The organism is Bacillus sp. 01N45, assembly GCF_056399205.1.
The window spans coordinates 28963-54126 of record NZ_JBFTQW010000015.1 but is presented as its reverse complement, the minus strand read 5'-3'; the positions used below and the strand labels follow the sequence as shown (position 1 = coordinate 54126).

Sequence of the window (25164 nt, the reverse complement as noted above, 5' to 3'; positions counted from 1 at the left end):
TACAATATGGGAACTGTAATGAAATTATATAGATATACATCCGAAAGTGAGATTACACCATCAATCCTTATTGAGAGGAATGTACAAATTACAATTGAACCAGGGAAAGTTCTATATGCTCCGCTGGATGTAGGTTGTAACAAATACGATATTCGTACCATTCAAGTTACAAATGATTCAAACGTTGAAGCAATGTTATTTATGTACGATCAAAAAGAGAATGGGAATCAGATTTATAAAAGCTTATCAGAAAAAAGAACATATGATATTTTGGCTATTCCTTGTGAGGATAAAGATCATACAAACAAGGTACATCTTTATATAGAAAATAGGGGCGTAGCAAACTCTACTTTTAATGTTTCTATAAAAGCAATACGTTTAAATTAAGGAGGAACATATAAAATGACAAATAAAATTTGTAAGTTACACAGACTAGAGCGCAGAGAAGTCTTTATGAAGATTATTGATGAAATGAAAAAGGCTGGATGGCAGCAATTAAATGCTGACAAGACAAATAAAGATAAACTTTTTGTTATGTATTCAACGGGCAACGATGGAACAAAAAATAACTATATTGAATTACGGCCATTCGATACCATAAGGAATAATTCTGAATTATTACCCTCCCTTGATATAAGAGATCCAAAAGTTTTTTATACAGATGGGAGTTATAGACTTATAAGGGGATATGATAAAGAAAATGGCGCTGGAACAGGAGAAGAATCCTGGTTCTCACTGGTATTTCATTACGGAAAAACAAGTTCTACTAATAATCCTACTCCTTTAAATTTCGAAAAATATATGGTTGACCTATATCTATACGTTGATAAAGATACTGTCATTTATTGTGTATATGCAAATGATGATGAAATCCCATCTCATAAAGGAAAGACAGTGATTGGTTTTATAGGCCTTCCAGACGAATACTATCAACCGGAATTATTTACACCGTATTCATATCCATTCAGTATTTTGTTAAGCAGTGGCGCTCGCGGTCAAGCATATACACATACAACTAATAGAAGTAAATTTGCAGGTACTAGCTCAATTTCTATTATGAATTCTACATTTTATTGGAGTAACGTTTTTCTAAAGATACCTTCTAGTGAAGGGAAGATAGTCTTTACGCCTTTATATGGGGGAGATGGTAACGATGGATTTAGATACAAATTTGATGGCTTTTACATCTATAGAGGTAGTAATTATATTTATGGTGATATTGTAGAAATTATTGAAAATGATGAGATTCATAAATACAAATTGTTCAATACTTCTTATACATCTGGCGTATGTAACTCTTTTGGTGATAATACTATAGCTTTACGGATCGAATAAGTAGGAGGTAAGTATATGGCAGTACTTCAAGGTATGATTATATCTCTAACAAATCTATACCGTACGGGAACACGCGAAATTAATATACATCAGGGTATAATCATATCTCCAACAACGCTATATCATGATGGAATACGTGAAATCAATACACATCGTCAAGGGGTTATTGTTAATCCAATCGATTTTTCACATACAGGCGTTAGGCAACTCCTAACACATCAAGGTGCAATTGTTAATCCGGATGATTGGATGCGCACAGGAATTAGGCAAATCTCTATTCGTCGAGGCGTTATGCATAACTTATCCCAAAATAAGGGGGGAACTTCTGAAAAAGAAGTAATGAAGCCACCACGAACTGAACCACTAGAGTATGCGTGGAAGAAAATGAATATGTAAATCTTTTATACAATAGCGTGCTAAAGCAGGCTTTTTTATTTTGCTTTGAAATGTAAAAAAGGGGGTGAAAGTTTGGAACGGATTCATGAACTTGTAAAAACATTAAATGTACTGGATGTTATTAATACCACCCAATTTAAAATTGCTTCTGTAATTAGTGGGGGATTGGGAACTATATTTAATTTTTTATATGGTAAATCTAATTTAATTTGGATTATTATTTTGGTATGGGTAGTTGTATTAGATTGGATAACTGGTAGTAAGGCTTCAAAATTAGATGGTACGTATTCATCACAATATGGAATTGAGGGCATTGCACGAACTGTGGTGCTTTTTTTATTACCTTCTTTAGCGCATTTATTTGATATTGCATTTAAACTACCAGAGTTTTTCTTTTTTATGGTAACGGGTGGTTTAGTTTATCATATTTTTAATAGCTTTACAGCCAATTGTGTACGGATTGGCTGGGATAAATGGATTCCTACTTGGTTGTTAGAAAGTGTATCTTCTGAAATTGAAGCGAAAATTAGAAGATCAAAATCTAGAAAAGAAAAAAATTAAATAAAGACAAATATAAAAAATGATAGCAAAAGGAGCAGTCTCAATTGAGGTGCTCTTTTTGTTTATGCAAATATTAAAGGGGAAAATACGAAATGAAAAAATTAATGAAACAATGTAGCGCGTTATTTATCATGTGTATTATTTTATTTTCTTCTTCCGCAAGTGCTTTTGCAGATAGAGAAATGATTATTCCAGATTTACCTAAGCAAGGATATAGATATGGTGTGGGTGCATATGAGGGAGTAGTAGCACATTCCACAGTGACACCAGAAGCACCTGCTATCAATATTAGAAATTATGAAGCTAGAACATGGAGAAATGCATTCGTTCATTATGCAACGGATTGGGATGAAACAATTCAAATCGCTTCTACTAAATATCGTGCATGGGGTGCAGGTCCAGCGGCAAATGCTAGATTTGTACATGTAGAACTTTCTGAGACTAGTGACCCAATTAAATTCAAAAAATCATATGAAAGATATATAAAGTTACTTGCGAAAATTTTAAAAGATAGAAATATCCATCCGAGTGTTGGATTATGGACTCATAAAGATATCACATACAAATTAGGCGGTACAGATCATGAGGATCCACAGGGGTATCTTGCTTCACATGGTGTATCAGAAGCTCAATTCCGTTCTGATGTTTTAAAGGCGTATAATGGTCATTTTGTCACTATGGAAGTAAAACCACAACAACCATCTGAAAGTGTAACGGATGTAACAGGAGTAGCTTATATCGATGGTTTAAATGTAAATCTTCGATCTGGACCATCCACAAACAATGATGTCATTCGTAAGCTACAAAAGGGTGAATCATATAAAGTCTGGGGTAAAGTAGGAAACTGGTTAAATCTTGGAGGGAATCAGTGGGTTTATAACGATTCATCATACATTCGCTATAAAGAAGAATCTTCATCTGTGGAAGGAAAACGTGTAGTCTCTAAAGTGAATGACTTACGCTTCTATTCAAAAGCTTCCTGGGCTGATAGAGATGTTGTAGGAACTGTCGGTGAAGGTTTAGGGTTCACTATCGTTGATAAAGTATCTGTAAATGGTTCACCACAATATAAAGTGAAGAATAGTAGAGGTAATGTGTTCTATATTACAGCTAGTACTTATTATGTAAATGTGAAGTAGTGAGTAATGGAAAAGAAGGATTTAATAGGAGTATTGAATCCTTCTTTTTAAGATTTAGTTAAAAAGTTCCTGCAGTCCTTTCTGTTAAATACTTAGTATTTAAATAACCTAGGTCTTGAACATGTTGATGTAACTTCTGAAGTAAGCGCTCATCTGTACATAAAATACTAATATCAAAACCATCAACTATATTTAATAAAAATTCACAATCACTAGTATTAAAATCTGATGCTGTTCTTATCCATGTTGGGATATTCTTTTTCATATCAGGAAAAGCGCATATTGTTAAGAAGACTAAAAAGTATTTTTTGTTTATTAAGGATTGTTTTAACTTATTTTCAGTTATAAAACGTTCGTCGCCGAGTAATTGTTCAAATGTAAAGTTATCATGAGAGTCTTTTAGGTATATTTCGGCAGTATCTATTTGCCAAATGAAATTGTTAGAATTAAAAAGTTCTAGTAATTTTAATATGGACAAATTAAAGTTTCATCTTCTGGAGCGTGAAAATGTATTCCTATATTCATTGTATGCTAGTCTCCCTTTATTTATATTATTTAAGGAAATTGCCGGCTCTTAATCGAGGCGGCTTTTTTTGTTTTAACTAATATTTTCTTGAAAACCCCTTCTAAAAGAACGTTATTATCATATAAGAGTCAAATGTTTTAAGTCTTTTAAGACTGATTCCCCGGTTGCTGTGAAATAGAAAAATAATAGACTATATTCTGAGGGAATCTAGAATATAGTCTATCATTATAGATTTTAAAACATTAATTCAGGGATTTTTAACTGATTTTTAAGTAAGTTCCAAGTCTCATCTAGTATGGGTTTTGGTGGTATGTAAATAATTGTTCCATCTCGCCCTCTTGTTAAAATAACTCTATATGCATTGAGTTTAATTTGGAACGGATCTTCGACACCCCATTGATAGTGCTGCCCCTTCCAAGCCCCATTCTGTAGATAAAGATCATCATCCCAATGAACGAGCGCCATATCTAGTTCAAGTCCTTGTGTTTGAAATTCAGTTGAGCTATAGTTGAGGGTTTTACAATAGTATTGAGACCCGGGATAGTTAAAGTATTGAGCAATCTTATTAGGTCTTTCATATCGTTCATCTCGTGGTAAAACAGGGACTTCTTTTTGACGATCAGCGCCACCAGCACAGACGACACCAACTGTTTTTGTATCATCCTGATAAAGCTGATTTAAAGTGATTTTTGCTTTGTCTAAATCACGCGTAATAAAAAGCTGATAATGTTCCTTTGGTAGGTTATGAATAAGCTGTTTCGTTTGTTCAAAACTAACATCTAATAAAGTATTAATAATTTCATAGTATTTTAAAGCTGCATGAGCACGGAAAGATGAGTTTAAATGTAGCTGAGAATGAGTTCTATAATGTGCTGCATTTGTGAATACAGAATTAGGATGTTTCGAGTGAACAGTCACGTTTTTTCCAGCGATCGCAGTATTCCACAGAGGGAGACCGCCTTCTTCCCCAGAATAGATCTCTTGACCTTCACCAATTAAGCCAATTGTTACACTCCACGGCTTATTATTTGTCGTAATATTCATTATAATATCCGGTTCACTTAAGTGTTGGGCTTCTCGCTTTCTTCGAGTGAGTGACTGGTCGACTTTTTTTGTATCCCATGCTCGTTGTGCTTCATCAAAAATGATAATTTGTTCTTTTGGAATCATTTTCTTTTCGAGAAAATCCATTTTATATCCATTTCTATTACAAATGAAACCAAAGTTAAGCAATTAATTTTTACAAAAATAGGCTCAGTATTAGCATTACTTTGCCCTTGATTACAGCAACGCTGATACTGGGCCAAGTAAATGAAAAAACATAAAATTCACGTTAAGACATTGTTGGGTTAGCTTAATCCCGTAAAGAAAAGACACTTTAAAGTGTCTTTAAAATAAAGCTATAAGATATCCACGGAAATTCCATCCTGCATATAAGATTCCACATATTATAAAAGGGGCAATTATGGGTCTTAATTTATTTGGTATGTAATGTGAAATCGCTAAAAGTGCTGCATAAACAGCTAGTATTATAACAAATATTTTTATTGCTGAATGTAGTAAACCTGCTACTTGTGATTGTATTTCTGGTGTATTAAAATTCAAACTATCTCGCCTTTCTAATATAAATCTTTTTATCTATATAATACATTATTTATTGTAAAAAGAAAAGACACCTTAAATGAGTGGTTTTATTTTATAGTTACAAAGCTAATAGTAGTATCATATAAGTTATAAATATTTGAGACTCCCACGACAGACCATATAGATTCGTGGGCTAAGGTACTGTTACCATACCGTACAGATGTTGGTTTGCATATGTTTTTGGGTGTTGTACTTCACAATACATTGTTTGTGGTGTTGAAGGGAAGATAACGATGACATGTTCTTGGTTTCAAAAAGAGTGATATACATAAACGGTTTGGATATAAAACAAAAAGCCTCCAATATATTATTGAGGTTTTTTGTTTTGAAATGGAGATGTTATTTGTTTTGAATTTTATATATTGTTTGTTTTGATGTTGATATTTTTATATGTTTTGTTATAATTATAACAAATGAAACACATTGTTTTTAGGGGGTAATATAGTGTTTGAAATTAATAGAGAGAAAGTTGGAGAACGGATTAATGATATAAGAGAGTCGGGAGGCTGGACTCTTGAAGCGTTTGGGACTCTTATTAATAATACGTCTAGAGGGAATGTAAGCAATTGGATTAATGGAAAGAATATTCCTACTAAAGAAAAGTTGAATTTAATTGCAGTGCTGGGAAGGGTTAAACCTGAATTTCTTTTGTATGGTGATATGGAGGAGTATTCAAAAGAATTTTTCGGAGATTACAAAGGTACAAAGCTGGATGAAGAATTTTGGAAGTCTTTTAGGGGAATACTAACGAAAAAAGGGGTTCCTTATGGAGAAAAAGAACGAATGATTCAATATGCGATTATGGCTAAAGAAACATTAAGAGAAGATGCTGAATTTCGCAAATTCAGTCAGTGTAAGGGAGTAATGGTAGAAACGGTGAGTTACTACGATGTGGAAAAAAATGCACAATATAGAAGAAACTATTTGCCTTTATTAGACGACATGTTAAGGATTGATAATGAACAAGAATATGTTGAGCCTACAAACAATAAAGCAATTCTTCATACTTTAGATATGTTAAGAAGAATTGATGATGAAATGATAAAACAAGACGTTTTGTCTATAATTATTAGTCTGTCCCGAATATCTAACCGAAACATACTAATGACAGATAATACTTATCTTCCTAAGGTTTCTGATCATCCGAGTTTTGGGGGATATACTTCCCAGAGTCGTGGTTTAACAGAACAGAAACGTAGTGAAAAAGAAATCAAACAGGATTATAAAGAATTAAAAGAACAAATTAATGCGACACTTGATAGTATTATTAGAAGGAATATAGCAATACTTTAAGTATAGAAGATTAAAAAAAGTATAAGAAACATAGTATGATTACAGATTGGCTTAAGTTATGAATCTACCAAAATAAAAATAGGTATTTTCAAAATTAAAAAGGAAATATAAAAAAGAGTGATCTATTTAGATCACTCTTTTTTATGTTCTGGTGCATAGATTATATCTATTCTATGCAGCCGTTTCGAATAGTTGATGAATAAACTTCATTTCATTTTGGACAGACTTGTCCCGTAAAATAAGTTGACCTTTTTAATAATATGAATCGCTTTTATTCCTGAAAGAATAGATCTAGCTGTACGAAAAAATTTCAATCCCAACATTGAACGAACTCTCTCTTTAATTTAGATACAATATCAACTAACTTATCATTACTGGATAAAGAAACTTCTATAATTTCAATAGAAGGACTATCTAATGTTTCAATTGTATGATCAGCCCACTCGATTACTTAAGTTTTTTAAAATAAACCAATTTGTAGCCCTATCCTAAAACCTTAGCTATTATTTTTATATTATTCATATATATAACTACTTAAATTTTTATAATTATACATCACAGTCACCTAAACTTCAAAAAAGGGTATTGCTAGTAGGCAATAAACACAGGGATTTTAAAATCGGGAATCCCCCTACATTGCAAGGTAAATAATTTATAGTTTAAAGGAAAAGAATTATTTTGTTAATAACCTAAATTTACAAAGATGTGGTAAATAGATATACAAGTCCTTGAAGAATAAAAAATAATAATTTAATTACTACTTAAAGGGGGGATTATAACGAGCTTCAAGATTTATAAGGGATATTATTTTATAGGTTTAATTTGTGTAAATAAAGATCATTTTAATGTAAACTACAATAAATATTTATGGTAAGAGGGATCACATTACGTAGTGTTATTTTTTGATTTATGTTCCTAATCTACATACAGCGAGGGCTTGATTATTTGAAAGAAGGAAGAATGTGTCTTTAACGTACTTTTATAAGGATTGTTACTGATTATACATATACACAGATTTAAAATAAATGATTTATATAATAGTAACCGCCTCAAATCAAAGCGGTTACTAAGTGGTTACTATTTTTTATAGACTTTTTCAAAGAAGACTTGTTCCATTGCGATAAAGCGCTTTTTTAATTCACTTATATACCATTCTTTGGTGATTTGGTCGTTTCCATGGTTATCTTTAATAATATCAACCTCAGAAACATCACAGAATATTAATTTTTTTAAGTTTGATATTTCTTCATTTGCTTTGGCTTGAGTCATTTGACCAGTACTTACTTTAAGATCCAAGTATTCCTTAAGCGTTTTATCATTTTTGGCCCTATTAATATCTTTTTTTATCAATGACAAATTTGAAACCGCACTAATTGGGATGCCGTTAAGATCTTTAGCAACTCGTTTTAATCGATTAATAGGATATAAATGGTCAACTTCATATACATCAAAATTTTCCTCATTTGTAAGGATGCTATTATATAAAAATTTGATAAATAACATATCTTGATCATTTATCTTTACCCTTTGAATTTCTGCTCTATTAAGTTGTGAATCAAACCACTCTTGAAGAAGATTGTGCCATTTGTTTTCAGGGATTGGCTGAAGATATTTTGCATTGGTTTGTAAATCTTCATCAAATACAATCTCCTTCAATCTAGAATCTCCAGAACCTCTCCAAGTATCTCTAAGAATATCGTAAAGGTAATGCATTGAAATGTATTTTTTTAAAATAGATTCATTATGATTCCAAGTATTTCTAATATTTAAATCTTTATCATATTTTAAGTGGAATACTGTTCCAATAATCGAAACTATTTGAAGTTCTGTATGATATATTCTATCACCTTTGTCTTTTTTATTTTTTCTATTTGCTTTAAAAGATAAGGCTGAAAGAGAGTTATGTACAAAATTAATAGTTTCAAATATTGCTTTTTCTAGCTTTGGTACATTAAATCCTGAAATTTTTTCCGGTAGCTGCATCATTTTATTTAGAGGAAGTCCAGCGCATATTGTAACCAGGTTAAATCCTACCGAGTCAGTGGTATCAGCTTTTCCGGACTTACCAAAGAGATGAGGATATTCATTACTTAAATATTTACCTAATCCAAATAGGTATTCAAATAATGAAAATTGTTTACCTTTTTCAAAAAAATGTTCTGGAAAATAACCTTCAATCTCAAAGCCTTCTTCAATTAACATGTTATATTTTTCTTCTATTTTTTTTATTATATTTTTATTGTGAATTGGTAATGTTTTATCCCATGTGGCTGCAAAAATTTGATATTTATTTAATTTAGTGCCTTTAGAATTAATCCTCTCAAAAATTTCAGGTAGATTATATTCTTCTCCATAATAAACTACTACTGGAATTTGTATTTGTGAAATATCAGCTTCTTTTTTTATTTTTGAAGTAAACTCTTTAAATTTATCAACTAAATCATCAAAAACATCCACGGTAAGATTTAAATTCAAATCTTTTGAGATTTTACGAACCAAGTCATAAGAAGAAAAATTATGTTTTTCATCAAATCCATCTAAGCTCTTTACCCAATCTTCAATAATATCTCTAATTTTATCGGTTTGATCCTTATTAAGGTTATCAACTGTTTGAATAAAAAAGTCAACAAAACTATCATCAATATCATCAGAAGTAAAAAAGGATGTGGGAACTTTAGAATATTGATTAATTGTTGAGGTTCTTTGCAGTCCGTCAATCAATGAAAATGAATCATCATTATTTTTTTTATATAAAAGGAGGGAACCAAATGGAAATCCTCTTTTTAAAGTATCAATAAACTTATGTTTTTGTTCTTTGCTCCATACCAGGTTTCTTTGCATTTTTGGTACGGTAATCTTTATTTTTCTTTTATTAGGATCGGGTTCTTGTATGCTGGCGACAATATCTGATACGTTATACTGTTTTACTTCAGTAGCCATAAAATTATTCCTCCTTTTTAAATTTCCCGTAACTACATTGAACAACTTTTACGGGAAGAAACAATATAAAATAAGTTTACAATCAATTTTATAATTAAACTATCCCTTTAATATAATATTTAGGCGTAATTTAATATATAGAATAAAATGAGATTTATTGTACAAACATTTGTATTTTGGATTCATCTTGGGGAGAAGTGAAAAAATACTTCAATTTGAAGAGAAGCTGATATCATTTTTTCTTGTATTAGTTTTAGTTCCAACAAGATGAAATGGTTTGTCATCATCAATATTTACTTTATTTTTTAATGTTTCATTGACCTTATTTAGTCGAACCTTGTTTAAAGTATGTAATTTACTATTTTTGCTTCTTCAGAGATATTAGCAAACAAGATAGTATTTTATTTGTAAATTTAAATATTAAATTAATATATAATTTGGATGATATAGTAATACCAGAAATAATATGGGGAGTCAATAACAAGTATGCCACATCAAGATCAGGGGTTTAGTATGTGATATAGATAAAAAAGAGCAGGGATAATGTAATTGATGTTTTCCTCTTTTTATTATTAAATATTTTATATAGAACAATTTTAAATAGTAGTGTAATAAGTAATGAGGATGTGGACCATGGAACAGATTGAATCAATAGAAGATTTAAAACCTGGAAGTATTATCGACAATAAAAATCTAGCCAGAATTTTCAAATGTAGTTCTCAAGGAGGAATGCGACGTTCGCTAAAAACTAACTCACTTGTACTGCTATCTTTTAAAAATAAACTACCATATGAGGAGATAAAGAAAGAAGGAGAATTATTACTTTATACGGGTATGGGAAGAAAAGGTGATCAAAGCCTAGATTTTATGCAAAATAAGACCTTACTTCATTCTAATGAAATGGGAATAAAAGTGTACTTATTTGAAGTGGAGGAAGCAAGGTATACTTTCATAGATAGAGTTATTTTGGGTTCTTCTCCAAAACAAGGTGTACAATTTGATTTAGATAAAAAATTACGCAAAGTATGGTTATTTCCATTGCTTAAAGTTGGGTGTTCAGAAGAAATATTTCATTTTCTACAAAAACAACCAAGAAAGGTTTTGGAAGAGAAGAAAATAATTTTATATCCAAAATATGAACTCTCCCTTCATAGTGTGGATCCACTATCACAATTAATGATCGAGAAAGGTATAGATACTTTAATAGGACCAGGTGGATGGTATTTTACAGCTACCCAATACTATTATAATCCTAATACTAAGAGCAAGCATAAGATTGGAAATATAAATTTTTTATCCGAAACACAGAATATCAAAAAAGGAATAGTTTTTGAAAACCAGAACAAATTTATTAATCCCTTTTTTTTAACAGCACCTGATCCTTTGGACAATGCTCTTCAGGAAAAAGAATCTAGTCCCGAAGAAGGCAACTTTTTAATACGTAAAATTAAATATAAATATCCGAATAGTGAATGGATAAGTGTAGAATTTGTTCAAGGAGAACGGAGAAGTGATGGTCCATTTATTACACTTATGATTGGTCCGAATGGTACAGGTAAAAGTACGATCCTTTCTAATATTCAAAAGATTTTATTAGATGTATATAATTATAAAAAAGCTTTTATTAAAACGCATATGTCGAGAGAAATAGACTATACGTTGGAATATCAGCTAGGAAAGATTATCTATACCATCATTAATGAGAATAGAAATAGAAAATTCTTAAAGAATGGAATAGAGGTTCCTTTTAATTCTTTAAGATTTCCAAGAAAATTAATTGCAAGTGCATTTAGTATTAATGATAGGTTCACCTTTATGCAGCAATCTGAAGAGCCGCTGGAAGAGTATAGTTATTTAGGTATTAAAAGCTCTGATAATGTTGCTAGGGTAGGAGAAACTTCGAAAAATCTGGTTTTAAATATCGTAAGTTCCTCTCAAAAAGGGAATTTTACTAAAATGTTAAGGTACATTATGGAATATGTAAAGTTGTGTCCTGTAATTAAAATAGAATATCGAACCAAAAACAATGAAAGGTTAAAGGATATCATTACGGAAAGTAATATAGTTACACTTCAAAATAAATTTCTTAAAAAAATAAAAAAAAAGAAACTCCGAAACACGAGTTTAATTGATCATCAAGATATTATGGAGTTTATATATGGATTTTCTGATAAAGATCCCAGTATTTTTAGTATGAAAAATGATAATATTTCTATAACATTTCATCTTAATGCCGAAGAACAATACTATAAGTATTATGAGAATTTTCACATGTTGTGGCACTTATTTGAAATTGGTATACTTCAAGAACCTGTTGTATATATAAAGAAAAAAGATTTCTTTAAATTAGAAGATGCTAGTTCAGGAGAATCACAATATTTAACCACTATGATTAATATTTTATCCAAAATAGAAGAAGATTCATTGGTACTCTTGGATGAACCGGAAATTAGTCTTCATCCCAACTGGCAGAATAAATATGTACATGGTATTAAAGAAATATTTAAACATAATCATTCATCTTGCCATTTTATTTTAGCAACACATTCACATTTTATGGTTTCTGATTTAGAAAAAGGTATGTCCTCGCTTGTTTCTCTAGAGATAGAAAAGGAATTTAAAACTTGGATTCGCTTACGCAATGAAGAAACATTTGGATGGTCAGTTGAGGATGTTCTATTTAATATATTTGGTATGGCAACAGATCGTAATTATTATTTAGCGGATGAACTAGATAAAATTTTATTGGCAATTAGCTTAGGTGAAATTACAGAAGATATAAAAGCGAGAGTAAACTATTTGAATCAAATGTCAGAGAATTTAAAAGAAGCTGATCCCTTAAAAGAAGTCATTACTTTAATATCTTCGAAAGTAATAAAAGGGTGAAAAAATGTATAGACTAACAGATGCTGAAAAACGATCTATAAAAGAATATGAATATGAGTGGGATGAGCCTAAGTTAAAATATCTTAAATATAAAATAAAAAGTAGCTTAATTCAAGATCCATTAAATGATAATATTTGTTATTATTGTAAATCTCCTTTGGATTGTGGGACGACTCCTGGGGATATTGAGCATATTGTACATAAAGGTAAATACGAAATTTTCACATACGAGCCGATAAATTTAACTTTAGCATGCGATAGATGTAATACTGCCAAAGGAAGTGAAGATATACTTATCACTGATTTACCTGATTCTTATACTGAGGAAGATTATCCGCTTAATTCAGATGCTTTTAAAATAATTCATGCACATATTGATTTATATGAGGAATATATTCAAATTCAAGACTATATATTTTTTGTGGGAATTGATCAAAATAATAAAGGTGAAAATACAATTAAATGTTGTAATTTAAATAGGCTAGATCTTGCGCTTAGTAAAATAAAACAAGTTAAGAGTGAAAATGCGGTTTCAAGTCCAGTTAAAAAGATGATTAATGGTGCTGTAGATTCAGAGAAAACGTTGAAGGAGATTGAAAAAATATTTGAAAAACCATCACATGAAGAAATGTTTGAAGCAATTATTAATTTAAATAAGGATATAAATACAATTAAAATTGTTAACCAGTTATCAAAAATTAATGATTTAGAAACAAATTTAGATCCTGAAAAAATAACTGATTTTAAAAAATTCATTACATGTTTTGGGGAAATTGAGGCGTATTATAATATGATTGATGAGCTTCATAAAAGAACAAATCTTCTTTCCCAACTAATTGATCTTCCTCTAAAAGATGATGTGATTCTTCCTACTATGGGAAAATTACTTTTAAATAGAAGGGGATTACAACAATTAAAAGAAGAAATAAGTACCCGTGAATTTAGCCGTTTCCAAAAACGGAGTAAGACAGTATTATTAACGCAGTTAGAGGAATTATTGGATAGTTACGATTTATCTAATGTTGAGGCATTACTTCCTCGATTGAATATAATTATGCTAGTCATGCAATGTGTTACGGATATTTATAAGGATAAAACTATTATTTCCTTATTACCTGGTCTTAATTCGACACTTGCTAGAACAGTTAGTCAAGATGCTGAAAGGATTCTTCCATATGTATGCTATAATTCTCAGATTTCTATCATGTTCCATCTGAAAAGCATTTATGACGAAATATTTAGTAACTGGGATAAAGAATTATTTAAAAAATCTAAGATATTAGCTAGAAAGATAAATCATTTCATCAATAAATAATTTAGAAAAAGACTGTAACTCTAAAAATGGCTTCTATTGAACAAATTTAAATGTTTACTAGAGGCCATTTACTTTTTAGACTTAAAATACTCTTGGTTATTGCGTATGAAGCGAGTATTGGTTAGTTAATACATGCTATCTTAGATATTAAAAAAATTTGAAGGGGCTAAGGTTTAATGACGATTGTTGTAAACATAATTAAAGTTATTTCATTTAAACAGAGGTCTATAACTGGATGTATCAACAGCATGATATCTAAAAAGCGTACTTTTATTTTTAATAATGATAGTATGATATTTTAATGGGAATATTATACAATATACGAGGGGTTCTATAGTATTTCTGGATCTAGTGCAAAAATTCTAAAGGCCTTGCAAGTAATCTCCTAAACTTGGACATACTGATAGCATTACTCTAAAATGTTGTGTGATCAATATGGAAAAAGAAAAAATTTAAACAAAAGCATTATCAGCCGGAACTAATCTTATTAACAGTAAGGTGGTACCTACGGTGTAATTTGAGTTTTCGTAACCTGGTGAAAATGATGAAAGAAAGCAGCTGTGCCAAGGATTCGATTCCACTGTTTACGTCATACAAATGCTACTATGCTCTTTTGCTAAAGGTGTGAATGTGAAGGTGATTTTTGAACGGTTAGGACATAGTAACATCAAAATCACATTAGATACTTATTCGCATGTAATACCAACCATGTAAGAAGATGCAGCTAACAAAATAGAAGAGATTTTGTAGGTAATGTGACCACTGGTGTTGTTGAGATTGCTAGAAAATCTTTAGTATATAGGAAAAATGGATATTATCCGCAATACTGGGGAGAAGCTCAGTATTTGCTACTAACCCAACTTAGCCCCTCGAGAATTAGTTTAGAAGTTTCAGAGTTAATTTCTGTACTTTATAGAAGGTATAACGGAATTTCTGAGGAGGAAATTGCAAATAAACCTAAAGGAAGTAGAGGTTCCATTGGATCAAAACTTGACAGGAATTTAGATAAAATCAGTGATAATGCTAGGTTAAGAATAATTACAAATAAATCAATACCGCAAGAACATGTTGGAATGTGGGAAGTATCAAGTGATAGAACTTTCGTAGCAACCTCAATTTGGCAATTTGCAAGAAGTTTAGAGAAGGCAGCGCAAAATGATCCTGAACGATTTGGAAGATTAGCGTTGAAGTTTCCTGAAGAAACAAATCCTAGTTACATTTCAGCAGTATTTAGAGCATTTGAAATAACCGAGTTAAACAATGAAAATCTTGAAGCAGATACCCGTCAACTAGCTACAGTTGAAACTATTGTTAAGGTATTGTGTAGGCACTTGAAGGAAGATAATCGGCAAATAGCGATGTCTTTTTGCAGGTTGTTAAGAGCTAGGAATGATATTGAGTGGCCTGATGAAATAATTAATAAACTTACCTATATAGCTGTTAATCATCCTGATCCCAAGATAGATAGTATGAATGTCCACTCTACCAATTGGGATAAATCTATGGATAGCTTAAGTGTTGAAGAATTATTTGATAATAGTATTAATTGCGTAAGGGGAGTTACTGTCGAAGCAATAACAACTCTTCTTTTGAAAAAGTCTGATTTCTTTATAGATAAAGATGAGATTATAGAAAAAATAATTAATGACCCACATCCATCAGTTCGTATTGCAGCTGTAGGAATGCTAATACCCATAATTAACATCGATCGTGAAAAGCAGTGGATTTATTTATTAAAAATGCTAATGACGACTTTCGTGTTATCTGTACAAGTTATGGGGCTTTTTTTATAAACTATACAATTAAAAAGAACTATGATTTACTTGAAAGTTTAATTATTGAAATGGCTAATTCTAAAATACATGAAGTAGCAAAATTAGGTAGTGAAATAATAGTAGCGTACCATATAATTTATTTGAAAAGAAATACGAAGAATTAGTTAAAGGAAACATCTCCCAAAGGCAGGGGGTAGTATCGGGAGCAATACGTTTAATAAATGAAAAGGAACACGCATCAAAATGTGCGAATTACTTGGGAATTTCCTGAATGAATATGATTCTGATATAGCGAAGGAAATGGAGAAATTATTACATTACGAGTTAGTTGACCTAGTAGAGCAAAAAAATTAATAGTAAGATATATTAAATCTCCATACTTAAGAGATGACAAATCTTATTTTATATATGAGCTACAGAATTATAAAGGGAGTTTACTTGATTTTAAAGATCTTATTTTTACTTATTGTAATGAAATATGCGATAAATATTCAAGTGAAACTCGTGATTTTACTTCTGGGTTTAGATTAATGGCCACAGATTTACCGCAACTTCTTTTAAGGCTCTATGATGAATCGATGGAAAAAGGCCAAAAAGGTGTTTTTATTTCATGTCTGGATATTTGGGACAAATTCTTCTTGAATAGAGTTGGTTCCGTTAGAGAATTAACTAGGATTGTGCAAGAGAGTTAAAACATATAACTATAAGGGTAAGCTCTATGAGTTGAGTAGATTTATCTAACTGCTTACTAGTAGTGTCCGAGAAGAAAGTTTAATGGCCGGTTCTCTGATATTCCTAGATTGAAATAAACATATGTGAATTCACAAGGTAGAGATCTATTTGATTTCTACCTTTTATCTTACCCTATCCAATGTTACGGTGAACCATATCATAAGTAAATGAGGTTAAAAAGCATATTTATTTTAATAAAGTAAATACGTTTTTGGTATGATAGAATATATTATATATATAAACTGGTGGTGTGTTTTATGGAAAAGAAAATTTCACAAATTATTATGGAAGATGGTTTTTTTAGCAAAGAATTACCATCTGAATTTAATAGTAAAAGTTTAGCTGATGCACTAGAACAATTAGATGTAAGCAAAAGTAAATTATCTAAACATGGTGTAAATAAGTGGAGTAAGTTAGTTCAGTATTCTATACCGAAAAAAAATGAGTTTAGAAGAATTGCTGCTATTCCTCACCCGTTACATTACATAAAGCTATCTAAAGTACTAGAAGAGAATTGGAGTGAATTAGAAACACACTATGAAAAGTCTAAAGTTTCTTTAACAAAGATAGAATTTTCAAACGGTAAAATAAAAAACAAATATAGCTTTAACAAAAAACAAGATATCAGATTAGAAAACTTATCTTTTAATAGATATATCTTATCTATAGATATTAATAGGTACTACCCAAGTATATATACTCATTCAATCCCTTGGGCTATGCATACTAAAGCGGTTGCTAAAGCAAATTCTAAAGATTTGACTTATTTAGGGAATAAAATTGATCTAGAAGTTAGAAACATGCAAGATGGTCAGACAATGGGGATTCCAATTGGACCATTGACTTCAGCCATTATTCAAGAAATTATCGGTACTTCTATAGATGAAGAGTTTCAAATATTAGTGGGAAAAGATACTCCAGGGTTTAGATATACAGATGATATGGAATATTATTTTAGTACCTTAGAAGAAGCAAATAGAGCATTAAGTATTATGACAAAACTATTGAAAGATTATAACTTAGATACGAATGTTGAAAAAACAAGGATATTAAAATTGCCATTAGAAATAGATACATCCTGGGTATATTTCTTTAAAAATTTCAAATTTAAGAATAGTAAAGAAAGAGATATACAAATACTTCTAGAAAAAAATGATTTGAAAGAATATTTTAATCAAATTTTTAAGTATCAAATTAAAATAAATGATAAAGGAATAAGTAAGTATGCTCTAAAAGTTTTAAGGAATAGAATAGTTTATAAAGAGAACTGGAGTATATTTCAATCTTTATTATTACAGACAGCATTAGTCGATTCTACAGTGATTCCAACTGTATTTGAGATTATTGAAAGTTATAAGTATAAAGGTTATGAAATGGAGTTAGACAAATTAAGTTTATTTGTACATTCAGTAATAAATGAAAATATAGAATTAAATAACGACTATGAGATAATTTGGGCTTTAAGTTTTGCAAATAAACTTCTGATAAGTATGGATAAGAAAACTACAGAAAAGTTATGCAAATATGAAAATCCTTTAGTAAATATTTTAATGATGGTACTAAACGATAGAAATTTAATGCATGCATCTGCGGATTTTAGCAAATATAAGAGTTTCATTGCAAATAACGATTTATATGATGAAAATTGGATTTTTCTATATGAGTGTTGTATAAATAATTGGTTAGATAAGGATTCAAGCATTTTAAGTAATGATAATTTTTTCAAACAGTTACTACAACATAATATTTCATTTATTTCTCCAGATTATTCAGCAGTTAAGGTAGAAGTTAAAAATATTCTTAGTAGCCTTTGTGTAAATAAATACTCTACAGGCTCAAATAGGGATTTAGGAACGTTGTTAGAGGATATTATTTCTGAGTATCAAATTAATCTGGAAGAAGATTTTAAAGATTCAATTTACGAAAGTATACAATCTCAAATTGAAGTAGCAGAAGCAACAGAGGCGGAGCCAGAGGAAGCAACAGAGGCGGAGCCAGAGGAAGCAACAGAGGCGGAGCCAGAGGAAGCAGCAGAGGCGGGGCCAGAGGAAGCAACAGAGGCGGAGCCAGAGGAAGCAACAGAGGCGGAGCCAGAGGAAGCAACAGAGGTGGAGCCAGAGGAAGCAACAGAGACGGAGCCAGAAGAAGCAACAGAGGCAGAGCCAGAGGAAGCAACAGAGGCGGAGCCAGAGGAAGCAACAGAGGCGGAGCCAGAGGAAGCAACAGAGGCAGAGCCAGAGGAAGCAACAGAGGCAGAGCCAGAGGAAGCAACAGAGGTAGAGTTAGAGGAAGCAACAGAGGTAGAGTCAGAGGAAGCAACAGAGGTAGAGTCAGAGGAAGCAACAGAGGCGGAGCCAGAGGAAGCAACAGAGGCGGAGCCAGAGGAAGCAACAGAGGTAGAGTCAGAGGAAGAAATAGAGCTAGAGCCAGAGCCAGAGCCAGAAGAAACAAAGATAGAAGATATGATGGAGCTTAATAATTGGTCAAAATTATTTTTATTATCTAACATGAAAAATAAACAGATTCGTTTTTCTGTCGAAGAAGAATATTAATCTCACTTAGAATAGTTATGGTGAACTGTATCATAAATAACGATAACCTTTTATGATAAAAAGTAACCTGCTTGTTTTTTGACTGCTAAAAACACCTACTACTCCATTCTGTTTAAATAGATAGGGATGAGGTATTTGTTTCTCTAGTTATTTGAAGGGATAGATACTAAAGTAGTTATATTGTTTTTATAGGATAGGATATAATATGTAATTCATTTACAATAAAAACTAAGCAAATCGTATCCTTAGGACAATATGAAAAATCGTTACATACAGAAACAAGGTTATATAAAACTGTTCTTATGAAACTTGGTAGGGATTTTTAAACGTAGAGAGGTTTTTAATAAATTTGAGGTATTGAGCGTATATCTTACTCTCGTTTGGGTTATAAAGAGAATAACAACCATAGATGTCGGCAAAACAAATTAATCAATAATAATAAGATGAAATCAATAATACGGTAAAAAAATATGAAAGTATAAATGGTACATAGGGCTATTAGACTTGTTCCTCTTTAACTTTCTCTTTGCCCTTGTTGATTTCATCTTTTTATTTGGGAGAAAGGAAGACGCTTCTGTTTAAACTGATTTACTAAGAGTGTTAATAAAAGGAATTTGAAAATCTTATTAATGGAGGTTTAAGTAAATGATGAGGGAGTTTTTTGATTTGGTGGGCTTTGTAGTTACGGAACCATTAAAAATTGCTTTTAAAATTGTGGATGAAGCGGTAGAGTCAGTCGATAAGGTTATCGATACGCTACTCAAATTGTTTAACGAACCAAAAGATATCCGACCAAGTTTTGGTACTCCTGTTTTTATTGAAATTGGTTTTGGTATTAGTGGACAATCGGGTATTTATATAGGAAATGACAAAATAATTGCACTTAATGCAAGAGGAGAAATTATTGAAAATACCTTTGAGGAATTTACTAGTCATATAACTACATTTAACTATGAAATTTGCATTCCCTATGACAATAAACATGATTAGGAAATTGGTTTTGCGGATGCTGGAGCAAGAGCCATAGAAAAATTGGGACAGAGTCGAAACTATCATGTACTTTTCGATAACTGTCATCAATTTATTTCAGGTTGCTTGACGGGTGATTTTGAAAATTCATGTAATTTCTTATGGATGCTAAAAGATGAAGTACAAAGAAGATATGGGGATCAAGTAGTATGGAAAAAATGGGATTGGAAAAAGTAAGTCAACTATCATAACATTGCTCCTTGATTATAAATAAATTAAGGTACAAATATTTATTAGTAAGTTAAAGATAAACTCCAATCTAATAAGTATATATAATCAATATGAATTAGTACAAGGAGGGGTGTTCTTTTGTATGGAGAGCAACCACTTTCGTCATGATTGGAGGAAGAAGAGATGGAACGTTTTAAAGTAAAATCAGGTAAACAGCTTGAATTATTGGAAGCACCTGTTGGTACAAATCAACCAGCAAAACGAGTCAACATCGTCCGTTTAAAAATGGTGAAAGAGGGGAGTCTTCTTTATAAGAAAAGAAGAATTAAGTCTCCAGAAGATACCAGTGTATTGTTGAAGCAGTTTTTAGGAGAGGTGGATCGAGAGTATTTCATTGTACCTTGTCTAGATACTAAAAACCAACCAACAGTTATTAATGTTGGTTATATTGGAAGTTTAAATACCGGTATTGCCCATCCGAGAGAGGTCCTAAACCAGCAATTATTTCAAATACAGCTTCTATTACCCTTGTCATAATTACCCTGATAATTACCAAACACCAAACCGTGAAGATATTGAGGTGACAAAACATTTGGTAGAAGCAGAGGAAATTATTAGTATTGAATTGTTCGATCATGTTATAGTTTGCTTTGATAGTTTTGTTTCTTTAAAAGAGAAGGGATATATCTAAATTGTATGGAAAAGGAGGGTTATATGTAGCCGCTCCTTTTATTTTTTACATATTCTTTCGTTGTATAAGTTCAAGCTTTAAATATATATTATACCCTTGATACCTATACTGATAGGTAGTCCTCATGAGAGAAGGGTCATACAAAGCAGTTTCATGAACATTTAGTTCCCTTCATTACTTTTATAATATCAGGAAGCAAATTAGGTAAGAATCGTATCTTCCATCTAGAAGGTATCGTTACTGGATTTATTCCTAATTCTGCTAGGTGTTTTAGAGTTTTATCGAATTTTTTTGGACATATATTAGATTCGTTTCTAGCTTTCCAAACATACTTCTTTTGGGAAACGAGATCAAGGGTCATAATCATGTGCTGTTTTTTCTTAGTTGTATAATTGGGAGCAACACATATAATTTCTTTAGCTTTTGCTAATGTGTAATAGTCACCAATTCCAATCGACTGTACATAATATTTAAGTAAAATAGATTGGGATAGTTCGCCGTTAGATAGATGATACAAAGAATTGGAAATGGATTGCTTTCTGCATAAATTTCCTAATTTTGTTTTCGCACATTGTACTTCGAAACGAATAATTTCATTAGCATCATCAGCCACAATATCATCTCTTACTTGTAGTAGTTGGTATTGTTTATCGTAAAAATTTAAGCATACCGATTTATTTTTTACATAATATGCATTTTTATAGAGCTTTTTTCTTTTGCTTGTTGAATCATAGACCATGACAGGTTCAAATTTTTTTGGAATGTCTGCTCTTTTAATTAGTTCCATATACTGAGCGGTATTATTTGAGAATAGATTAACGCAATAATCTATTCTATTAACTTTGTAATCAGCTATTGAATTGATTGGAAAGAATTGATTGATAATACCATCATTATCTAACATGTTTTCTTGTGCTTCTGCAAATAGGTTAAAAAACATTTGTTCAATTGCTGGATAATCATCAAATCTAGAAATTTGTATGTATTCTTTTTGCTGTATTTGAGTGTTCATATAAACGACGTGTCCAACGATAACAGGCAAAACAGGAGCAACTATTCTCTCAAGGTTTAATCAAGAATAAATACGATGACCGAACATTAGAAGAAGTGTATTTAACATATGCAGGTAACTATGGATTTGGTTCATATACAGATGAAACATATTATATATTAAGCAAAGCATTGTAAAGTATGCGAGCATTTAATTGAGTGTAAATGCAAATAGAACAGTAAACAACTATGTTTTTTGTGTGCTCGAGAAATATATATATATAGTACAACCCAAAGAAACGGAAAATATGAAAAATACAGGAAATGAAAGAATAGCAAGAAATAGATATATAGCCCTCTACCGAAAAAAAAAAAAGTAAGGAGGGTCAAAGGACAGGGAGGTGGGAGAATACTAAAAATTCCATCCCCATAACTAAAAAATCGAGAAAATGACGCTTTTTAGACGTAGAAAACTGCGAAGAACCGCAATACTAATGGATCCCCATCCCTAACTTGAATGAAAAATATGCGATTTTTATGTCATTTTTGTGCGATTTTTACGCAAAAAACTATAGAAAATTGCATGTTTTTAACGAAAAATTTAAAGTTTTCATATAGAAAATACTATAAAATTTTTATTATATGAAAAATACCCTGTTTCCATAAATTCCAATACTATATGTATATGTATATGGTAAAATTTAATATTATAAATATAATTTTGTCTGGAAAATTTACGGGGGTGACAATTTGTAATGAACAAAAAAGAAATGACCGAACGTGATATTTGTACAAAATATATTACACCAGCAATTGTGAACGCTGGATGGGATTTACATAGACAAATACGAGAAGAATATCAAATAACAGATGGCAGAATCATTGTAAGGGGAAGTCTTGTCACAAGGGGAACTAAAAAAAGAGCCGATTATGTATTATTTTATAAAGCAAATCTGCCTATTGCAGTAATCGAAGCTAAGGATAATAAACATTCAATTGGTCATGGAATTCAACAAGCGATTGGTTATGGTGAGATGTTAAAGGTGCCTTTTGTATATTCTTCAAATGGTGATGGCTTTCTTGAGCATGACCGATTAACAGGTAAGGAACGACAAATAAGTTTAGATGCATTTCCAAGTCCAGAGCAATTATGGAATCGTTATAAACAATATAACAATATTGATAGTCAAGAGGAGGAGTTAATTACAGAACCGTATTATTTTCGACTTGGTGACAAAACGCCTCGATATTATCAAATGAACGCAATTAATGAAACGATTAAGAGTGTGGCAAAAGGTCAAAATAGAATATTGTTAGTCATGGCAACAGGGACAGGAAAGACATATACCGCTTTCCAAATTATCTATCGTTTATGGAAAGCAAGAAAAGCAAAACGAATTCTTTTCCTTGCAGATCGGAATATCCTAATTGACCAAACCATGAATCAAGATTTTAAGCCATTTAAGTCTGTAATGACAAAAATTAAAAATCGTAAAATAGATACAAGCTATGAAGTTTATTTAGGACTGTACCAAGCAATAACAGGTCCTAATGAAGAGGATAAAATTTATAAGCAAGTTCCTCCTTCTTTCTTTGATTTGATTGTAATTGACGAGTGCCATCGTGGTTCTGCAAAAGAAGATTCACAATGGAGAGAAATTATTGAATACTTTTCAGATGCTGTACAAGTTGGACTCACAGCAACACCAAAAGAAACAGAAGATGTTTCTAATATCGGTTATTTTGGAGAGCCAGTGTACACTTATTCACTCAAAGAAGGAATTGAAGATGGCTTCCTTGCTCCTTACAAGGTATATCGCTACGGGTTTGATAAAGATTTAATGGGCTTTAGACCTAAAAAGGGGCAACTTGATAAAGACGGAAAAGTTATTGAAGACCGTATTTATAATACAATGGATTTTGATACAAATTTAGTATTAGAAAAACGCACAGAATTAGTTGCAAAAGTTATTTCAGATTTTCTTAAAAAGCAAGATAGATTTATGAAAACGATAGTTTTTTGTATTGATATTGAACACGCTGAACGTATGCGACAAGCATTAGTAAATGAAAATAGTGATTTAGTAAAAGAAGATTCAAGATATGTTATGAAAATTACAGGCGATGATAACGAAGGTAAAGCGCAATTAGACAATTTTATAGATACGAATAGCAAGTACCCAACTATTGTAACAACATCAAAGTTGCTTACAACAGGTGTAGATGCAAAGACTTGTAAAGTTGTCGTCATTGATTCACGAATTGAATCAATGATTGAATTTAAGCAGATTCTTGGTCGTGGTACTCGAATTAATGAGAAGCACGACAAGCTGTACTTTAACTTGCTGGACTTTAGAGATGTGTCTAATAAATTTGCTGACCCTGATTTCAATGGAGATCCTATTCCAGTTGATGGTGGTGAGGACGAAGGCGGCAAAGGTGGCACAGGAGGAAAAGGGGGAGGAACTGGCAACGGCGGTGGTGACACTGGAGATGACGGTGATGGTGGCGAACCAAGAAGAAAGATTTATGTGAACGATGTTGAGGTAATATTGTTACATGAACGAGTTCAATATTATGACAAAGACGGTAAGTTAGTTACGGAATCGCTTAGAGATTATTCTAAACGTAATATAAAGGAAGAGTTTGCCGACTTAAATGAGTTTCTAAGGCGTTGGAATTCCGAAGAACGAAAAGAAGCAATTATTGAGGAATTAAAGGAACATGGTGTTATTCTAGATGCTTTGCGTGAAGAAACAGGTCTAAATGAAATTGATGATTTTGACTTGATTTGTCATATAGCATACGATATGAAGCCGCTGACTAGGAAAGAGCGGGCTAATAATGTAAAAAAACGAAATTATTTTGGTAAGTACTCAGAAGTAGCGCAAAAGGTGTTAGAAAATCTCTTAGAAAAATACATGAATGAAGGGGTTTATAACTTAGACGATGCCAAAGTTTTAAGACTTGAACCATTTTGTGAAATTGGAAAACCAAGAGACTTGATACAAGCTTTTGGTGGAAAAAATGGTTGGCATACAGCTATAAAAGAGCTAGAAAAAGAACTATTTGATATTAGTTAAATAGTTGATTGGGACACACGTTAACATGAAACGTGTGTTCTTGTTTTTTTATGTTTGTGATATAGTTTTTGTGTTATACTTTGCATATTGATAAGTGGAGGTTAGA

Annotated in this window: 15 protein-coding genes and 7 pseudogenes; 15 read left to right on the top strand and 7 right to left on the bottom strand. The window is 31.4% G+C overall.

The genetic code is table 11. The features are described from left to right. Positions 1-6: 6 nt before the first annotated feature. The 5 genes from AC1DMU_RS25740 to AC1DMU_RS25720 all read left to right on the top strand — a co-directional run bounded on the left by AC1DMU_RS25740 (position 7) and on the right by AC1DMU_RS25720 (position 3431). On the top strand, positions 7-387 hold the full coding sequence (locus AC1DMU_RS25740) for a DUF1998 domain-containing protein (RefSeq protein ID WP_098851812.1): 381 nt from the start codon (positions 7-9) through the stop codon (positions 385-387). Between the two features lie 15 nt (positions 388-402). Further along, positions 403-1335, top strand: a complete 933-nt coding sequence (locus AC1DMU_RS25735; protein WP_476941626.1) for a hypothetical protein — start codon at positions 403-405, stop codon at positions 1333-1335. Positions 1336-1350: 15 nt separating this feature from the next. Beyond that, positions 1351-1731 (top strand): hypothetical protein, encoded by a 381-nt coding sequence (locus AC1DMU_RS25730; protein WP_476941625.1) that lies wholly within the window; start codon positions 1351-1353, stop codon positions 1729-1731. 72 nt (positions 1732-1803) lie between these two features. Further along, on the top strand, positions 1804-2292 hold the full coding sequence (locus tag AC1DMU_RS25725; protein ID WP_476941624.1) for a phage holin family protein: 489 nt from the start codon (positions 1804-1806) through the stop codon (positions 2290-2292). 92 nt (positions 2293-2384) lie between these two features. Beyond that, a complete protein-coding gene (locus tag AC1DMU_RS25720; RefSeq protein WP_476941623.1) occupies positions 2385-3431 on the top strand; it encodes an N-acetylmuramoyl-L-alanine amidase in 1047 nt (348 codons plus the stop codon). Positions 3432-3489: 58 nt separating this feature from the next. Here AC1DMU_RS25720 and AC1DMU_RS25715 read toward each other — a convergent pair. The 3 genes and pseudogenes from AC1DMU_RS25715 to AC1DMU_RS25705 form a co-directional block, all read right to left on the bottom strand. Then, positions 3490-3956, bottom strand: a pseudogene (locus AC1DMU_RS25715) (DUF2691 family protein). 235 nt (positions 3957-4191) lie between these two features. Beyond that, positions 4192-5160: pseudogene (locus tag AC1DMU_RS25710) on the bottom strand (DNA/RNA helicase domain-containing protein); the annotation flags it as partial. Between the two features lie 186 nt (positions 5161-5346). Continuing rightward, entirely contained in the window at positions 5347-5562 is a 216-nt protein-coding gene (locus AC1DMU_RS25705) for a hypothetical protein (protein ID WP_061531644.1), read from the bottom strand. A 483-nt stretch (positions 5563-6045) separates the two neighbouring features. Between AC1DMU_RS25705 and AC1DMU_RS25700 the strand changes: the two genes are divergently transcribed. Further along, positions 6046-6894 carry a helix-turn-helix domain-containing protein gene (locus AC1DMU_RS25700; RefSeq protein ID WP_476941622.1) on the top strand — a complete coding sequence of 283 codons (849 nt, stop codon included), beginning with the start codon at positions 6046-6048 and terminating at the stop codon, positions 6892-6894. Positions 6895-7065: 171 nt separating this feature from the next. Here the strand turns inward: AC1DMU_RS25700 and AC1DMU_RS25695 are convergent. From AC1DMU_RS25695 to AC1DMU_RS25685, 3 genes and pseudogenes are all read right to left on the bottom strand, one after another. After that, positions 7066-7238 (bottom strand): annotated as a pseudogene (locus AC1DMU_RS25695) (IS6 family transposase); the annotation flags it as partial. Continuing rightward, positions 7232-7416 (bottom strand): annotated as a pseudogene (locus AC1DMU_RS25690) (hypothetical protein); the annotation flags it as partial. The pseudogenes AC1DMU_RS25695 and AC1DMU_RS25690, both read right to left, overlap by 7 nt. A 555-nt stretch (positions 7417-7971) precedes the next feature. Then, a complete protein-coding gene (locus AC1DMU_RS25685; protein WP_476941621.1) occupies positions 7972-9834 on the bottom strand; it encodes a DUF262 domain-containing protein in 1863 nt (620 codons plus the stop codon). Positions 9835-10467: 633 nt separating this feature from the next. Between AC1DMU_RS25685 and AC1DMU_RS25680 the strand changes: the two genes are divergently transcribed. From AC1DMU_RS25680 to AC1DMU_RS25645, 8 genes and pseudogenes are all read left to right on the top strand, one after another. After that, the gene (locus AC1DMU_RS25680; protein ID WP_476941620.1) at positions 10468-12720 is read left to right on the top strand and encodes an AAA family ATPase; all 2253 of its coding nucleotides are present in this window, start codon (positions 10468-10470) and stop codon (positions 12718-12720) included. A gap of 4 nt (positions 12721-12724) precedes the next feature. Further along, the gene (locus tag AC1DMU_RS25675; RefSeq protein ID WP_476941619.1) at positions 12725-14035 is read left to right on the top strand and encodes an HNH endonuclease; all 1311 of its coding nucleotides are present in this window, start codon (positions 12725-12727) and stop codon (positions 14033-14035) included. A gap of 433 nt (positions 14036-14468) precedes the next feature. Beyond that, positions 14469-14588, top strand: a pseudogene (locus AC1DMU_RS25670) (IS6 family transposase); the annotation flags it as partial. Then, positions 14584-14749, top strand: a pseudogene (locus AC1DMU_RS25665) (tyrosine-type recombinase/integrase); the annotation flags it as partial. The pseudogenes AC1DMU_RS25670 and AC1DMU_RS25665, both read left to right, overlap by 5 nt. A 41-nt stretch (positions 14750-14790) precedes the next feature. Next, on the top strand, positions 14791-15828 hold the full coding sequence (locus AC1DMU_RS25660) for a hypothetical protein (RefSeq protein WP_476941618.1): 1038 nt from the start codon (positions 14791-14793) through the stop codon (positions 15826-15828). 971 nt (positions 15829-16799) lie between these two features. Continuing rightward, the gene (locus AC1DMU_RS25655; RefSeq protein WP_476941617.1) at positions 16800-19094 is read left to right on the top strand and encodes an RNA-directed DNA polymerase; all 2295 of its coding nucleotides are present in this window, start codon (positions 16800-16802) and stop codon (positions 19092-19094) included. A gap of 645 nt (positions 19095-19739) precedes the next feature. Then, the gene (locus AC1DMU_RS25650) at positions 19740-20084 is read left to right on the top strand and encodes a hypothetical protein (RefSeq protein ID WP_476941616.1); all 345 of its coding nucleotides are present in this window, start codon (positions 19740-19742) and stop codon (positions 20082-20084) included. Positions 20085-20477: 393 nt separating this feature from the next. Beyond that, positions 20478-20985: pseudogene (locus tag AC1DMU_RS25645) on the top strand (JAB domain-containing protein). Positions 20986-21136: 151 nt separating this feature from the next. Here AC1DMU_RS25645 and AC1DMU_RS25640 read toward each other — a convergent pair. Next, entirely contained in the window at positions 21137-21997 is an 861-nt protein-coding gene (locus AC1DMU_RS25640; RefSeq protein WP_476941615.1) for a hypothetical protein, read from the bottom strand. Positions 21998-22730: 733 nt separating this feature from the next. Between AC1DMU_RS25640 and hsdR the strand changes: the two genes are divergently transcribed. Next, a complete protein-coding gene (gene hsdR / locus AC1DMU_RS25635) occupies positions 22731-25058 on the top strand; it encodes an EcoAI/FtnUII family type I restriction enzme subunit R (protein ID WP_476941614.1) in 2328 nt (775 codons plus the stop codon). Positions 25059-25164: the final 106 nt, after the last annotated feature.

Excerpts from the sequence above, each read along its gene's own strand:
- AC1DMU_RS25685 (WP_476941621.1), bottom strand. The coding sequence starts at position 9,834 with ATGGCTACTGAAGTAAAACAGTATAACGTATCAGATATTGTCGCCAGC.
- AC1DMU_RS25720 (WP_476941623.1), top strand. The coding sequence starts at position 2,385 with ATGAAAAAATTAATGAAACAATGTAGCGCGTTATTTATCATGTGTATT.
- AC1DMU_RS25740 (WP_098851812.1), top strand. The coding sequence starts at position 7 with ATGGGAACTGTAATGAAATTATATAGATATACATCCGAAAGTGAGATT.
- AC1DMU_RS25675 (WP_476941619.1), top strand. The coding sequence starts at position 12,725 with ATGTATAGACTAACAGATGCTGAAAAACGATCTATAAAAGAATATGAA.
- AC1DMU_RS25640 (WP_476941615.1), bottom strand. The coding sequence starts at position 21,997 with ATGAACACTCAAATACAGCAAAAAGAATACATACAAATTTCTAGATTT.
- AC1DMU_RS25735 (WP_476941626.1), top strand. The coding sequence starts at position 403 with ATGACAAATAAAATTTGTAAGTTACACAGACTAGAGCGCAGAGAAGTC.
- AC1DMU_RS25655 (WP_476941617.1), top strand. The coding sequence starts at position 16,800 with ATGGAAAAGAAAATTTCACAAATTATTATGGAAGATGGTTTTTTTAGC.
- hsdR (WP_476941614.1), top strand. The coding sequence starts at position 22,731 with ATGAACAAAAAAGAAATGACCGAACGTGATATTTGTACAAAATATATT.
- AC1DMU_RS25650 (WP_476941616.1), top strand. The coding sequence starts at position 19,740 with ATGATGAGGGAGTTTTTTGATTTGGTGGGCTTTGTAGTTACGGAACCA.
- AC1DMU_RS25730 (WP_476941625.1), top strand. The coding sequence starts at position 1,351 with ATGGCAGTACTTCAAGGTATGATTATATCTCTAACAAATCTATACCGT.
- AC1DMU_RS25680 (WP_476941620.1), top strand. The coding sequence starts at position 10,468 with ATGGAACAGATTGAATCAATAGAAGATTTAAAACCTGGAAGTATTATC.